Here is a 14,941-nt window from a genome sequence, read left to right on the forward strand (position 1 = left end):
ACTCTTGCGCTTATTCAAACAAATTCTGATGAAGTTTCTGCACGACCTGCTCGGCCTGATCGGCTGGCACCAGGAAGCAGAGGTTATAGCTGGACGCACCGTAGCAAATCATGCGGATGTTGAACGGGTCGAGCACGCCAAATACCTCTTTGCCCACGCCGCAGGCGCGCGACAGCTTGTTGCCAATGATGGCAACCAGCGCCAGGTCTTCTTCCACTTCCACGCGGCACAGCTCAGACAGCTCAATCAGCAGCGACTGCGTCAGCAGGGTGTCACCCGTTGAGGTTGAACCGGTGGTGTCCAGCGTCAGCGCAATGCTCACTTCCGAGGTGGTGATCAGATCCACGGAGATGTTGTGGCGTGCCAGAATGCCAAACACTTCCGCCAGGAAACCGCGGGAGTGCAGCATATTGTGGCTGTGCAGGGTGACCAGCGTCTGGCGACGGCGCAGGGCCAGGGCGCGGAACAGCGGCGGGTTTTCCGTTTTCTTGCAGACCAGCGTCCCGCCCGCTTTCGGATCTTTACTGGAGCCGACAAAGACCGGAATATCGCTGCGTACGGCTGGCAGCAGCGTGGCCGGGTGCAGCACTTTCGCGCCGAAGGTGGCCATTTCCGCCGCTTCTTCAAACGCGATCACATCAATACGTTTCGCCGCAGAAACGACGCGCGGGTCGGTGGTGTAAATACCCGGAACGTCAGTCCAGATATCCACGCGCGTGGCATGCAGGGCCTCGCCCAGCAGCGCGGCGGTGTAGTCGCTGCCGCCACGGCCAAGCGTGGTGGTGCGGCCCTTCGCTTCACTGCCGATAAAGCCCTGGGTGATCACGATGCCGTCTGCCAGACGCGGGGCCAACTGCTGATTGGTCAGCTCGGCCAGTGCTTCAACGTCTGGCTCGGCGCGGCCAAAGCGGTCGCTGGTGCGCATCACTTTACGCACGTCAAACCACTGCGCCTGAACGTTACGCTCGCGCATGATTTCAACAAACAGCAGGGTGGACATCAGCTCACCGTGGCTGACCAGCTCGTCGGTCAGGGCGGTGGAGGTTGCCAGAGAAGCCGCTTCTGCCAGGGTGGTGATATTTTCCAGCAGACGTTCCACTTCCTCGCGGATGACGTTAGGGTTCTGCAGACGTTCAAGAATGTCGAACTGAATTTTGCGCAGTGCATCCAGCTTCACGAAACGTTCTGTCGCTTCCAGTCCTTCAGACAGAGAAACCAGCAGGTTCGTCACGCCGGCTGATGCAGACAGCACCACCAGGCGGGTATTCGGATCGGCCAGCACCACATCGGCGCTGCGGTTCATGGCATCGTAATCGGCCACACTGGTGCCGCCAAACTTGGCGACCACAAAACTCGTCATAACAACCTCGTGTCAGGGAATGAATAAGCGACCTTGGCACAAGAGTGAAACGAAAACAGGTGCAGGCGCAAAATACGGCCCTATAAATAAAATGCGGGGGAGGTCCTGTCAATGCTGGGATTATGCGGATTTTTTATGGGGGGGTACCCCTGAGAAACAGGACTTATAACAGGGCCAGATTTTATGCTCCGTTTTAGGGCATTTTGACCGACATTTCTCCGCTCCGGGAGGGCGCTTCAGCAGCTATACTTTTCGGGTCTTTTCACCTGTGTTTGATGCAGGCCAGGGCAATGGCATAAAAACCATCACAATTTTTATTTGCAGGCGCTACAATCGACCGCAGTCACAATTCTCAAATCAGAAGAGTATTGCTAATGAAAAACATCAACCCAACGCAGACCGCTGCCTGGCAGGCACTCCAGAAACATTATGATGAAATGAAAGACGTCACCATCGCGGATCTTTTCGCGAAAGATGCCGATCGTTTCAACAAGTTCTCCGCGACCTTCGACGACCTGATGCTGGTGGATTTCTCCAAAAACCGCATTACCGAAGAGACGCTGGCAAAACTGCAGGATCTGGCGAAAGAGACTGAGCTTGCAGACGCCATCAAATCCATGTTCTCCGGCGAGAAGATCAACCGCACCGAAGACCGTGCCGTGCTGCACGTGGCCCTGCGTAACCGTAGCAATACGCCAATCATCGTTGACGGCAAAGACGTCATGCCGGAAGTGAACGCGGTGCTGGAAAAGATGAAAGCGTTCTCCGAAGCGATTATCTCCGGTAGCTGGAAAGGCTACACCGGCAAACCGATCACCGACGTGGTTAACATCGGTATCGGCGGTTCTGACCTCGGCCCGTTCATGGTGACCGAAGCGCTGCGTCCGTATAAAAACCACCTCAATATGCACTTTGTGTCTAACGTCGATGGTACCCACATCGCCGAAGTGCTGAAGAACGTGAACCCGGAAACTACCCTGTTCCTGGTTGCGTCCAAAACCTTCACCACTCAGGAAACCATGACCAACGCCCACAGCGCGCGCGACTGGTTCCTGAAAACCGCTGGCGACAACAAGCACGTGGCGAAACACTTCGCGGCGCTTTCTACCAACGGTAAAGCCGTCAGCGAGTTCGGTATCGACACCGCGAACATGTTCGAGTTCTGGGACTGGGTTGGTGGCCGCTACTCCCTGTGGTCTGCGATTGGCCTGTCCATCATCCTGTCCGTGGGCTTCGACAACTTCGTCGAGCTGCTCTCCGGCGCGCACGCGATGGACAAACACTTCTCCACTACCGCGCCTGAGAAAAACCTGCCGGTACTGCTGGCGCTGATCGGGATCTGGTACAACAACTTCTTCGGCGCTGAAACCGAAGCGATCCTGCCGTACGACCAGTATATGCACCGCTTTGCGGCTTACTTCCAGCAGGGCAACATGGAATCCAACGGTAAGTACGTTGACCGTAACGGCAACGCGGTGGACTACCAGACTGGCCCAATTATCTGGGGCGAGCCGGGCACTAACGGTCAGCATGCTTTCTACCAGCTGATTCACCAGGGCACCAAAATGGTACCGTGCGATTTCATCGCTCCGGCTATCACCCATAACCCGCTGTCCGACCACCATCCGAAGCTGCTGTCCAACTTCTTCGCCCAGACCGAAGCGCTGGCGTTCGGTAAATCCCGCGAGGTGGTTGAGCAGGAATACCGTGACCAGGGTAAAGATCCTGCCACGCTGGAGCACGTGGTACCGTTCAAAGTGTTTGAAGGCAACCGTCCAACCAACTCCATCCTGCTGCGCGAAATCACGCCGTTCAGCCTGGGCGCGCTGATTGCCCTGTACGAGCACAAAATCTTCACGCAGGGCGCGATCCTGAACATCTTCACCTTTGACCAGTGGGGCGTTGAGCTGGGCAAACAGCTGGCAAACCGTATTCTGCCAGAGCTGGGTGACGATAAAGCGATTACCAGCCATGATAGCTCGACAAATGGTTTGATCAACCGTTATAAAGCATGGCGTGCGTAATTAAAACGACATGAAAACGTGCCGGCTTAATGCCGGCATTTTTTTATCGGATAATTCCTGATGTCTGTTAGTTAACTCAAATTCTGGATCTGAGTTTAATCCGAAAAAGACGCTTAACCCGTTAATTGCTGCGGTTTATTTTAAGAAAATACGCAGAAATCAGATAATGTAAATATATTATAAGTATTTGTTTTGTATTTCTTTTGTATTTTTTGGATTTGTCCTTCATTTCCATTTTAACCATTATTCCGAAAACCCGCTCCCTATTTCCCCTTACGGCAAACCCACGGCATGAGTTGTGTATACTCGATTCCGCCTGAAATTCTTTTCGGGCAAATCTCCATTCATTCATTGAAGGGAAATTGTTATGAAGAAAGTACTGTATGGCATTTTTGCCATATCTGCGCTTGCGGCGACATCTGTTTATGCAGCTCCGGTTCAGGTCGGGGAAGCGGCAGGGTCGGCTGCGACGTCTGCGTCTGCGGGAAGTTCTACCGCAGCCAGCGCCAGCACCGTAAGTTCAGCCGTGGGTGTCGCGCTGGCGGCAACCGGTGGCGGTGATGGCTCCAACACCGGAACCACGACCACCACGACAACCAGCACCCAGTAATAGCGGGTGTTTTAATCATAACCACACTTCGGTGTGGTTATTTCGCCCCTTCGGAGAAGAGTCGTGAAGCGACCTGCAATCATTCTGATTTGCCTGCTGCTGCAGGCGTGCTCGGCCACCACTAAAGGGCTGGGAAATTCACTGTGGGAAAGCATGTTCGGCACGCCGGGCGTGCATCTGACCGATGACGAACTTCAGAACATGCCTTATGCCAGTCAGTACATGCAGCTTAACGATGGCCCGCAGCTTTTTGTGGTGCTCGCTTTCGATGAAAACGGGCAGCAGAAATGGGTGACGCAGGATCAGGCCACCATCGTGACGCAGCATGGCCGTATCGTGAAAACCCTGCTGGGCGGCGACAACCTGCTGGAGGTGAATAATCTCGCCGACGACCCGCTGATCAAGCCGAACCAGATCGTCGACGGCGCAGGCTGGACGCGCACGATGGGCTGGACTGAACACAAGCAGGTGCGTTACGCCACGGCACGCTCGACCTTCCGCTGGGACGGCACCGACAGCGTGAAGGTCGGCAGCGACGAAACGCAGGTTCGCGTGCTGGATGAAGAGGTCATCACCGACCAGGCCACCTGGCACAACCGCTTCTGGATTGACGAGGAAGGGCAGATCCGCCAGTCATTACAGTATCTTGGTGCCGGATTCTTTCCGGTCAAAACCACCCTGATCAAGGCGGCGAAATCATGAAAATGCTCATCCACGCTGCGCTTATCGCCAGTTTTGCCGCGCCGCTGGCATGGTCCGCCGGGACTGTGAAGGTCTACACGCCGGACAGTGAAAAACCCAAAACCTTAACCCACGCCGAGCATCTTCTCGATCTCGTCGGACAGCCAAGGCTCGCCAACAGCTGGTGGCCAGGCGCGGTCATCGCTGAACGGCAGAAGACCGCTGAAGCGGAACAGCAGCACAAGGCGCTCCTTGCCAGGCTAACGGGATTAGCGGAGCAGGAAGACGGCGACGACGCGGCGGCGATTAATAGCGTTCGCCAGCAGCTGCAGGCGCTGAAGGTGACGGGCCGACAGAACGTCAATCTTGACCCGGATGACGTGCGCGTCACGGAAAACGGCAACCCGACCCTGGAAGGGGACTATACGCTCTGGCTTCCGGCGAAGCCGACGACGGTGACCGTGATGGGGCTGATCGGCAGCCCGGGTAACAAGCCCTTTACCCCCGGTCGTGACGTGGCGAGTTATCTCGACGAGCAGAGTCGGCTGAGCGGCGCGGATAACAGCTACGCCTGGGTGATTTACCCCGACGGCCACACGCAAAAAGCCCCCGTTGCTTACTGGAATAAACGTCATATCGAACCCATGCCGGGCAGCATTATTTTTGTCGGTTTTGCCGACCATTTCTGGACGAAGGCGTATGACGGGCTTAACGCCGATATCCTTCACTCCCTGATTCAGCGGATACCGGAATAATGAAAAGAACCTATCTCTACAGCATGCTGGCGCTCTGCGTGAGTGCCGCCTGCCATGCAGAAACGTATCCGGCACCCATTGGCCCGTCTCAGTCAGACTTCGGCGGCGTCGGTTTACTGCAAACGCCCACCGCGCGTATGGCGCGCGAAGGGGAAATTAGCCTTAACTACCGTGATAACGACCAGTATCGCTACTACTCGGGGTCAGTGCAGCTGTTCCCGTGGCTTGAAACCACGCTGCGCTATACCGACGTGCGGACGAAACAATACAGCAGCGTCGAGGCGTTCTCAGGCGATCAGACCTACAAAGATAAAGCCTTCGACGTCAAGCTGCGCCTGTGGGAAGAGAGCTACTGGATGCCGCAGGTCTCCGTGGGCGCCAAAGATATCGGCGGTACCGGCCTGTTTGATGCGGAATACATCGTGGCCAGCAAGGCCTGGGGGCCGTTCGACTTCTCGCTTGGCCTGGGATGGGGCTATCTCGGCACCAGCGGAAACGTGAAAAACCCGTTTTGCTCCTACAGCGATAAATACTGCTACCGCGATAACAGCTATAAGAAAGCGGGCTCCATCAACGGGGATCAGATGTTCCACGGTCCAGCATCGCTGTTTGGCGGTGTGGAGTATCAAACCCCATGGCAGCCGTTACGCCTGAAGCTGGAGTACGAGGGGAATGATTACTCGCAGGACTTCGCCGGGAAGATTGAGCAGAAGAGCAAGTTTAACGTCGGCGCAATTTATCGCGTCACCGACTGGGCCGACGTTAACCTCAGCTACGAGCGCGGCAATACGGTGATGTTCGGCTTCACGCTGCGCACCAACTTTAACGACATGCGGCCGCACTACAACGACAACGCGCGGCCTGCATACCAGCCGGAACCGCAGGATGCGATTCTGCAGCACTCAGTGGTGGCAAACCAGCTGACGCTGCTGAAATACAATGCCGGCCTGGCGGATCCGAAAATTCAGGTGAAAGGCGATACGCTTTACGTCACCGGCGAGCAGGTGAAATACCGCGACTCGCGGGAAGGGATCGAGCGCGCCAACCGGATCATCATGAACGATCTGCCAGAGGGGATCCGCACGATCCGCGTGACCGAGAATCGTCTCAACCTGCCGCAGGTGACGACGGAAACGGATGTTGCCAGCCTTAAGCGCCACCTCGAAGGCGAGCCGCTGGGACATGAAACCGAGCTGGTGCAAAAACGCGTTGAGCCGATCGTCCCAGAAACCACAGAGCAGGGCTGGTATATCGACAGGTCGCGCTTCGATTTCCATATCGATCCGGTGCTGAACCAGTCCGTCGGTGGGCCGGAAAACTTCTACATGTATCAGCTGGGCGTCATGGCGACGGCGGATCTGTGGCTGACCGACCATCTGCTGACCACCGGCAGCCTGTTCGGCAACATCGCCAATAACTATGACAAGTTCAACTACACCAACCCGCCAAAAGACTCGTCGCTGCCGCGCGTGCGTACCCGCGTGCGTGAGTACGTGCAGAACGATGCTTACGTGAACAACCTGCAGGCCAACTACTTCCAGTACTTCGGCAACGGCTTCTACGGCCAGGTGTACGGCGGGTATCTGGAAACCATGTACGGCGGCGCGGGGGCGGAAGTGCTTTATCGTCCTGTCGACAGCAACTGGGCGTTCGGGATTGATGCTAACTATGTTAAACAGCGTGACTGGCGCAGCGCGCAGGACATGATGAAGTTCACCGACTACAGCGTCAAAACCGGTCACCTGACCGCCTACTGGACGCCGTCGTTCGCGCCTGACGTGCTGGTGAAAGCCAGCGTAGGCCAGTACCTGGCGGGCGATAAGGGCGGTACGCTGGACATCTCCAAACACTTCGATAGCGGCGTCGTGGTGGGCGGCTACGCCACCATTACGAACGTCTCGCCGGACGAATACGGGGAAGGGGACTTCACCAAGGGAGTCTATGTGTCGATTCCGCTGGATCTCTTCTCGTCAGGCCCAACCCGCAGCCGTGCAGCGGTTGGCTGGACGCCGCTGACGCGCGACGGCGGCCAGCAGCTTGGACGTAAGTTCCAGCTGTACGACATGACCAGCGATAAGAACATTAACTTCCGCTGATGCCCCTCACCCTAACCCTCTCCCCAAAGGGGAGAGGGGATCGCTCGGTGCTGTCTTTTCCCCCTCGCCCCTTTGGGGAGAGGGCCGGGGTGAGGGGAATCCTCTCCGGTGCGCTAAACATAAACAAAAAATATAGATCTCCGTCACATTTTTGCGTTATACAGAAACCTCGCCCTGGAGAATGAGGTGCTGTATGACATCCCTGACTCGCCCGCGCGTTGAGTTTATCTCAACTATCCTCCAGACCGTGCTGAACCTCGGTCTGTTGAGCCTTGGCCTGATACTGGTCGTCTTTTTGGGTAAAGAGACGGTGCATCTGGCGGATGTGCTGTTTGCCCCTGAACAAACCAGCAAATATGCGCTGGTGGAAGGCCTGGTGGTCTACTTTCTCTACTTTGAATTTATCGCCCTGATTGTGAAGTATTTTCAGTCCGGCTTTCACTTCCCACTACGTTATTTTGTCTACATTGGGATCACCGCCATTGTGCGGCTGATCATCGTCGATCATAAATCCCCGCTCGACGTGCTGATCTACTCGGCGGCGATCCTGCTGCTGGTGATCACCCTCTGGCTGTGCAATTCGAAGCGGCTGAAACGGGAATAAAAAAATGGCGCTCCGAAGAGCGCCTAACAACAGTCACAAGTTGGGTCAATACAATACGTCTAAAGTTGAGGGTTGCAGTGGCATAACAAAATGAAACTTAACCTTTCACACCGCCCGCCGTCAGGCCGTTCACCAGCCAGCGCTGCGCCAGCAGGAACACCACGGTAATCGGGATGGCAGAGAGTACGGCCGCCGCGGCAAAGTCGCCCCACAGGTAGTTTTGCGGGTTGAGGTATTGCTGCATACCCACGGCCAGGGTGTAGCTGTTCACATCACGCAGTAACAGTGAGGCAACCGGTACTTCAGTGATCGCAGCGATAAACGACAGGATAAACACCACCGCCAGAATCGGCACCGACAGCGGCAGCAGCACCAGGCGGAACGCCTGCCACGGGGTAGCCCCATCCAGCGCGGCGGCTTCTTCCAGCGAGCCGTCGATAGTTTCGAAATAGCCTTTAATGGTCCACACATGCAGTGCGATACCGCCAAGGTAGGCGAAGATCACGCCGCCGTGGGTGTTCAGGCCGATAAACGGGACGTACTGGCCCAGGCGGTCAAACAGGGCATACAGCGCCACCAGCGACAGCACCGCCGGGAACATCTGGAAAATCAGCATCCCTTTCAGCAGCGTCGCTTTGCCCGGGAAACGCATACGGGCAAAGGCGTAGGCGCAGGTGGTGGAAAGTGCCACGATACCAATGGCGGTAATGCCTGCGATTTTCACCGAGTTCCACAGCCACAGCAGCACCGGGAACGGCGGCGGCGTGACGCGGCCATCCGCGTGTTCCACGCTAAAGCCCAGCGCGAGCTTCCAGTGCTCCCAGGAGATTTCGTCCGGGATCAGGCTTCCTGTCGCGAAGTTACCCGAACGCAGGGAGATGGCGATAACCATCAGCAGCGGGAACATGATCGCCGCGATGAAAATCAGCAGGCCTAAGTGCGTCGCCAGGAGGCGCAACTTCTGAGATTTGGGTTGTACCATTGCCATGATCGATGCCCTCCTTAGTCAAATTTCATACGTGTAGCTTTCAGGTTCACAATCGCCAGTGCGCCTACCAGCAGGAAGATCAGGGTGGCAATCGCTGCCGCCAGACCGAAGTCCTGGCCGCCGCCGCCTTCGAAGGCGATACGGTAGGTGTAGCTCACGAGCAGGTCGGTATAGCCTGCCGGCGTCGTAGTGCCGAGGCGGTCCGGGCCGCCGTTGGTCAACAGCTGAATCAGCACGAAGTTGTTAAAGTTAAAGGCGAAGCTGGCAATCATCAGCGGGGTGAGCGGCTTGATGAGCAGCGGCAGCGTAATCTTAAAGAAGTTCTGGAACGGACCCGCACCGTCCATCGCCGAAGCTTCGTACAGGTCATCCGGGATGGCCTTCAGCAGCCCCATGCACAGGATCATCATGTACGGATAACCCAGCCAGGTATTCACGATGATGATCATCGAGCGGGCGGTGGTTGGGTCGCTGAACCAGGCCGGTTTGATGCCGAACAGGGCGCTCAGCATCATGTTGATTTCACCGAAGCTCTGGTTAAACAGCCCTTTGAAAATCAGAATCGAGATAAACGACGGCACGGCATACGGCAGAATCAGCAGCACGCGGTAGATTGCTTTGCCCTTCAGGGATTCCCACTGGACCAGACAGGCCAGAACCATGCCCACGGCAACGGTCAGTATCACCGTCAGCACCGAGAAGACCACCGTCCAGACAAAGATGGCGAAGAAGGGTTTCTGAATGCCTTCGTCGGTAAACACGCGGGTAAAGTTGTCCCAGCCGATGGTGACTGTGTAGCCCGGGCTGAGCTTGTCATCACCCCATTTGCCGTCGGCAGTAATGGACTGATAGAAACCAATGTCGTTATTCGGACGGTACTTCACGCCGCTCTGGTTGTTGGTCAGCGTGCCGTCATCCGCCAGGGTATAGAGCGGTTGGGTGCCTGAGAACTGGCGCAGCGAGCTCATGGTCACTTTGCTTTCATCTGGCAGCACGGCGGTGAGCTGGGTCAGCGCCTGGCGGTTCTGGGTAATGACGCGCAGGTTGGCACGTTCACCTTCCGGCAGGGCCTCGGCCTCTTTTAAGGCCAGCTTCTGCTCGCCGCCAAATTTGAACGCGTCGGAAACGTAGTATTTGCCGCTTGCTTCGTCAGTAAGCGCTAACTTCCACTCGTTCCCCGCAGGATAGAGGCCGAAGTTAAAGGTCTTGCCTGCCTGATATGAGCGATCCAGCAGGACCTGCTGGGCGCGTTCCTGCGCAAGCTGGTTGGTGCTGCTGTAGTTGGTAAACGCAATGGCGATGGTGCAAATCAGCGGGAACAGGACAAACAGCCCCATCCCGGCCACGCCCGGGTAGACATAACGCCAGGCATAGGCTTTACGGTTGGCGAAAATATACAGGCCAGCAGAGCTTAAAATCAGCGTCATGATGGCGAACAGATATTCCCCTTGTACGTACATTAAAACAACAAGGTAACCCACCAGCAGACACAGCAGACCTATCGCTGACCACTTCAGCGCGTCGCTTTGCCACCAGCGTTTCTTTTTAATGACATCCATGGGGTTTTTCCTCTACAACGTTTGATCTTTTCTCCCTCTCCTGGGGGGAGAGGGCCGGGGTGAGGGCGTGCGAATAGCGACAACCCTCACCCTAACCCTCTCCCAAAGGAAGAGGGGACTACGTCATTACTTAGTAATACGACCCTGAGCATCTTTCAGCGCGGCATCAACGGTCTGGCGACCGCTTGCAGCGTTGATGACCGCGGTACGGGTGGCGTACCAGAACGCAGCCATCTGCGGGATGTTCGGCATGATTTCGCCTTTCTGGGCGTTATCCATGGTAGCCGCGATACGTGGGTCTTTCGCCAGCTGATCCTGGAAGGATTTCAGCGCAACGGCGCCCAGCGGTTTGTCCTTGTTCACTTCATCCAGACCCTGATCGGTCAGCAGGTAGTTTTCCAGGAACTCTTTCGCCAGCTCTTTGTTCGGGCTGGCGGCGTTGATACCCGCGCTCAGCACGCCAACGAACGGTTTAGACGGCTTGCCTTTGAAGGTTGGCAGCAGCGTCACGCCGTAGTTGATTTTGCTCTTGTCGATGTTGGTCCAGGCCCACGGACCGTTGATGGTCATCGCGGTTTCGCCTTTGTTGAACGCCGCTTCCGCGATGGAGTAATCGGTATCCGCGTTCATGTGTTTGTTCTTGATAAGGTCAACCAGGAAGGTCAGGCCCGCTTTCGCGCCCGCGCTGTCGACGCCCACGTCTTTCACGTCATACTTGCCGTTTTCAAACTTGAACGCGTAACCGCCGTCGGCAGCTATCAGCGGCCAGGTGAAGTACGGCTCTTGCAGGTTGAACATCAGGGCGGATTTACCTTTCGCCTTCAGCTCTTTATCCAGTTTCGGGATCTCTTCCCAGGTTTTCGGCGGGTTAGGTACCAGGTCTTTGTTATAAATCAGAGACAGGGCTTCAACCGCGACAGGATAAGCGATCAGCTTGCCGTTATAGCGAACAGCGTCCCAGGTGAACGGGAACAGTTTATCCTGGAAAGCTTTGTCCGGGGTGACTTCAGCCAGCAGGCCAGACTGCGCGTAACCACCGAAACGGTCATGCGCCCAGAAGATGATGTCCGGGCCGTCGCCGGTTGCCGCAACCTGCGGGAATTTCTCTTCCAGTTTGTCCGGGTGTTCTACGGTAACTTTGATGCCGGTGTCTTTCTCGAATTTTTTGCCCACTTCGGCCAGGCCGTTATAGCCTTTGTCGCCGTTAATCCAGATAACCAGTTTGCCTTCTTCAATTTTGGCGAGCGCCGGTGCGGAAATCATCATTGCTGCGAGGGCGGACAATGCGAAAACGCGTGCGCCAGTCTTGATATTCATAGCTGCCATCCTTTTTGGTGATGTCTCATGGTATGACTTCAGTGGTTCAACGTGTCTCAGTCTCCTTATTTGACATCCTCTTTCCATCCTCCCAACCCCTACGCCCCACCCCCCGTTTGTGTGATCTCCGTTGCATAAATTTAAGTTATGAGTGCTGGCGCACATAAAAACCCACCGAATTTTGCAGGCGGCTTCACGAATTTTGCCTCAGCCCTCCCGCGGCGGTCGCAGAGCCTGCTCTCTCATCCTCCCGCCTCCTCCCCCATAAAAAAGGCGGGGGGTGGAGGATTCGGGAAAGTAATGGATACCCCATAGTGAACTTATCTTGAATGTTTCTGTCGGTGACAGGTTGTAACGAAGGGAGAAGGGCATGGCGAGCGTACAGCTGCGTAATGTAACGAAAGCCTGGGGTGACGTTGTGGTGTCGAAAGACATCAATCTGGACATCAACGAAGGCGAATTCGTTGTGTTTGTTGGCCCATCAGGCTGTGGTAAATCTACTCTGCTGCGTATGATTGCCGGTCTTGAAACCATCACCAGCGGCGACCTGCTGATTGGTGATACCCGAATGAATGACATCCCGCCTGCCGAACGTGGCGTAGGCATGGTGTTCCAGTCTTATGCACTCTATCCCCATCTTTCCGTTGCCGAGAACATGTCCTTTGGCCTGAAGCTGGCCGGCGCGAAGAAAGAGGTCATTAACCAGCGCGTGACGCAGGTAGCTGAAGTATTACAGCTGGCGCACCTGCTGGAGCGTAAGCCGAAAGCGCTTTCCGGCGGTCAGCGTCAGCGCGTGGCGATTGGCCGTACCCTGGTCGCCGAGCCGCGCGTCTTCCTGCTCGACGAACCGCTTTCCAACCTGGATGCCGCCCTGCGCGTCCAGATGCGTATCGAAATCTCCCGTCTGCACAAGCGTCTTGGCCGCACGATGATTTACGTCACCCACGATCAGGTCGAAGCGATGACCCTCGCCGACAAAATCGTGGTGCTGGATGCCGGTCGCGTGGCGCAGGTGGGTAAACCGCTGGAGCTGTATCACTACCCGGCAGACCGCTTTGTTGCGGGCTTCATTGGCTCGCCAAAGATGAACTTCCTGCCCGTCAAAGTGACCGCGACAGCCATTGAACAGGTACAGGTGGAGCTGCCAAACCGCCAGCAGGTCTGGCTGCCGGTCGACAGCGCCAACGTACAGGTCGGGGCAAACATGTCCCTCGGTATTCGTCCTGAGCATCTGCTGCCGAGCCACATCGCTGATGTGACCCTGGAAGGTGACGTTCAGGTCGTCGAACAGCTTGGTCACGAAACACAGATTCATATCCAGATCCCCGCCATCCGTCAGAACCTGGTCTACCGCCAGAACGACGTGGTGTTGGTAGAAGAGGGTGCCACATTCGCTATCGGCTTGCCGCCAGAGCGTTGCCATCTGTTCCGTGAGGATGGCACTGCATGTCGTCGGTTGCATAAAGAGCCAGGCGTTTAAGCAATCCCAAAAGAAGACACGAAACCGACAGGTGAAGTGTTCAAAGAAAAGCAATGATCTCAGGAGATAGAATGATGATTACTCTGCGCAAACAAGTCCCTCTGGCAATCGCCATTGCGGCAGGCATCCTGTCTGCCCAGGCGGGTGCTGTAGATTTTAAAGGTTATGCTCGTTCTGGCATCGGCTGGACCGGGAGTGGTGGTGAACAACAATGTTTCCAGACCACCGGTGCGGATTCTAAATATCGTCTTGGTAACGAGTGTGAAACCTATGCGGAAGTTAAATTAGGCCAGGAAGTGTGGAAAGAAGCGGACAAGAGCTTCTATTTCGATTCCAACATCGCCTATAAAACTGCTCAGCTTAACGACTGGGAAGACAGTAACACGCCAGCAGTGCGTGAGTTTAACGTCGTAGGTAAAAACCTGATTGATTCACTGCCAGGGGCAAATATTTGGGCAGGTAAGCGTTTCTATCAACGTCATGACGTTCACATGATCGACTTCTACTACTGGGATATTTCTGGTCCTGGTGCAGGTCTGGAAAACGTTGATGTCGGTATAGGTAAACTCTCTCTCGCAGCAACTCGTTCTTCTGAATCCGGCGGCTCCTCGGCTTTTGGCGATCGCGATCCGAATACCGGTCTGCGTACCTATAACAACAAAGTGCCAAACGACGTGTTTGATGCGCGTTTAGCCGGTATGGAAATTAACCCGGGCGGTACTCTGGAACTGGGTGTTGACTACGGCCATACCAACATTCCTGACGATTACTACCTGCAGCCTGGTGCATCGAAAGATGGCTGGATGTTCACTGCAGAACACACCCAGAGCATGATGAAAGGCTTCAACAAGTTTGTGGTGCAGTACGCCACCGACTCCATGATTTCTCAGGGTAAAGGTCAGGCGCGTGGGGGTGCTGTTGATAATGACGGCAGCCTGATCCGTATCCTCGACCACGGTGCGATCACGCTGGCGGATAAATGGGACCTGATGTACGTCGGTATGTATCAGGATATCGATCGTGACAACAATCAAGGTACCACCTGGTACACCGTGGGCGTGCGTCCAATGTACAAATGGACGCCTATCATGAGCACCTTGCTGGAAGTGGGATATGACAACGTCAAATCTCAGCAAACCGGCGATCGTAACGACCAATACAAAATCACTCTGGCACAACAGTGGCAGGCGGGTGACAGCATCTGGTCCCGTCCAGCGATTCGCGTGTTTGCTACCTACGCCAAGTGGGATGAGAAATGGGGTTACGTGAAGACCGACTCTGAGGGTAACTTCTCTTCCACTGCTGCAAGCAACAGCACTGTAACTCCGTTCGGTACGACCAGCCGTGGTGACAGCGATGAGTGGACCTTCGGTGCTCAGATGGAAATCTGGTGGTAATTTTAGACGTTAATGTATTTAAAAGAGGGGCTTAGGCCCCTCTAACTCATAACGCATTTCTCGGAAAGTA

12 protein-coding genes are annotated in these 14,941 nt (G+C 55.6%); 8 read left to right on the forward strand and 4 right to left on the reverse strand.

Going from position 1 to position 14,941, the window contains the following annotated elements:
* Positions 1-10 precede the first annotated feature (10 nt).
* Positions 11-1,360: a lysine-sensitive aspartokinase 3 gene (lysC, locus tag AB3N39_RS01190; RefSeq protein WP_033144379.1), complete on the reverse strand. Its 1,350-nt coding sequence runs from the start codon at positions 1,358-1,360 to the stop codon at positions 11-13.
* Positions 1,361-1,734: 374 nt separating this feature from the next.
* Between lysC and pgi the strand changes: the two genes are divergently transcribed.
* The 6 genes from pgi (at position 1,735) to psiE (ending at position 8,130) form a co-directional block, all read left to right on the forward strand.
* Entirely contained in the window at positions 1,735-3,384 is a 1,650-nt protein-coding gene (pgi, locus tag AB3N39_RS01195; RefSeq protein WP_115876949.1) for a glucose-6-phosphate isomerase, read from the forward strand.
* Positions 3,385-3,751: 367 nt separating this feature from the next.
* Positions 3,752-3,994 carry an exopolysaccharide production protein YjbE gene (gene yjbE / locus AB3N39_RS01200; RefSeq protein WP_008503423.1) on the forward strand — a complete coding sequence of 81 codons (243 nt, stop codon included), beginning with the start codon at positions 3,752-3,754 and terminating at the stop codon, positions 3,992-3,994.
* Between the two features lie 63 nt (positions 3,995-4,057).
* Complete coding sequence (locus AB3N39_RS01205) at positions 4,058-4,696, forward strand: YjbF family lipoprotein (protein ID WP_127729233.1); 639 nt, start codon at positions 4,058-4,060, stop codon at positions 4,694-4,696.
* A complete protein-coding gene (locus tag AB3N39_RS01210) occupies positions 4,693-5,430 on the forward strand; it encodes a capsule biosynthesis GfcC D2 domain-containing protein (RefSeq protein WP_133293570.1) in 738 nt (245 codons plus the stop codon). The genes AB3N39_RS01205 and AB3N39_RS01210 overlap by 4 nt, the downstream gene beginning before the upstream one ends.
* A complete protein-coding gene (locus AB3N39_RS01215; RefSeq protein WP_133293571.1) occupies positions 5,430-7,526 on the forward strand; it encodes a YjbH domain-containing protein in 2,097 nt (698 codons plus the stop codon). The genes AB3N39_RS01210 and AB3N39_RS01215 overlap by 1 nt, the downstream gene beginning before the upstream one ends.
* A gap of 193 nt (positions 7,527-7,719) precedes the next feature.
* Complete coding sequence (gene psiE, locus AB3N39_RS01220; RefSeq protein WP_000202963.1) at positions 7,720-8,130, forward strand: phosphate-starvation-inducible protein PsiE; 411 nt, start codon at positions 7,720-7,722, stop codon at positions 8,128-8,130.
* Between the two features lie 97 nt (positions 8,131-8,227).
* Here psiE and malG read toward each other — a convergent pair whose 3' ends face one another.
* The 3 genes from malG to malE form a co-directional block, all read right to left on the reverse strand.
* Entirely contained in the window at positions 8,228-9,118 is an 891-nt protein-coding gene (gene malG / locus AB3N39_RS01225; RefSeq protein ID WP_023310002.1) for a maltose ABC transporter permease MalG, read from the reverse strand.
* A 14-nt stretch (positions 9,119-9,132) separates the two neighbouring features.
* The gene (gene malF, locus AB3N39_RS01230; protein WP_136195996.1) at positions 9,133-10,677 is read right to left on the reverse strand and encodes a maltose ABC transporter permease MalF; all 1,545 of its coding nucleotides are present in this window, start codon (positions 10,675-10,677) and stop codon (positions 9,133-9,135) included.
* Between the two features lie 126 nt (positions 10,678-10,803).
* Positions 10,804-11,994 carry a maltose/maltodextrin ABC transporter substrate-binding protein MalE gene (gene malE, locus AB3N39_RS01235; protein WP_045909150.1) on the reverse strand — a complete coding sequence of 397 codons (1,191 nt, stop codon included), beginning with the start codon at positions 11,992-11,994 and terminating at the stop codon, positions 10,804-10,806.
* 370 nt (positions 11,995-12,364) lie between these two features.
* Between malE and malK the strand changes: the two genes are divergently transcribed.
* On the forward strand, positions 12,365-13,474 hold the full coding sequence (gene malK, locus AB3N39_RS01240) for a maltose/maltodextrin ABC transporter ATP-binding protein MalK (protein ID WP_023310005.1): 1,110 nt from the start codon (positions 12,365-12,367) through the stop codon (positions 13,472-13,474).
* A 71-nt stretch (positions 13,475-13,545) separates the two neighbouring features.
* Positions 13,546-14,871, forward strand: coding sequence for a maltoporin (locus AB3N39_RS01245; protein ID WP_047173657.1), 1,326 nt, complete (start codon positions 13,546-13,548; stop codon positions 14,869-14,871).
* The last annotated feature ends 70 nt before the right edge of the window (positions 14,872-14,941 follow it).

This window comes from Enterobacter vonholyi (assembly GCF_040834095.1).
GTDB lineage: Bacteria > Pseudomonadota > Gammaproteobacteria > Enterobacterales > Enterobacteriaceae > Enterobacter > Enterobacter vonholyi.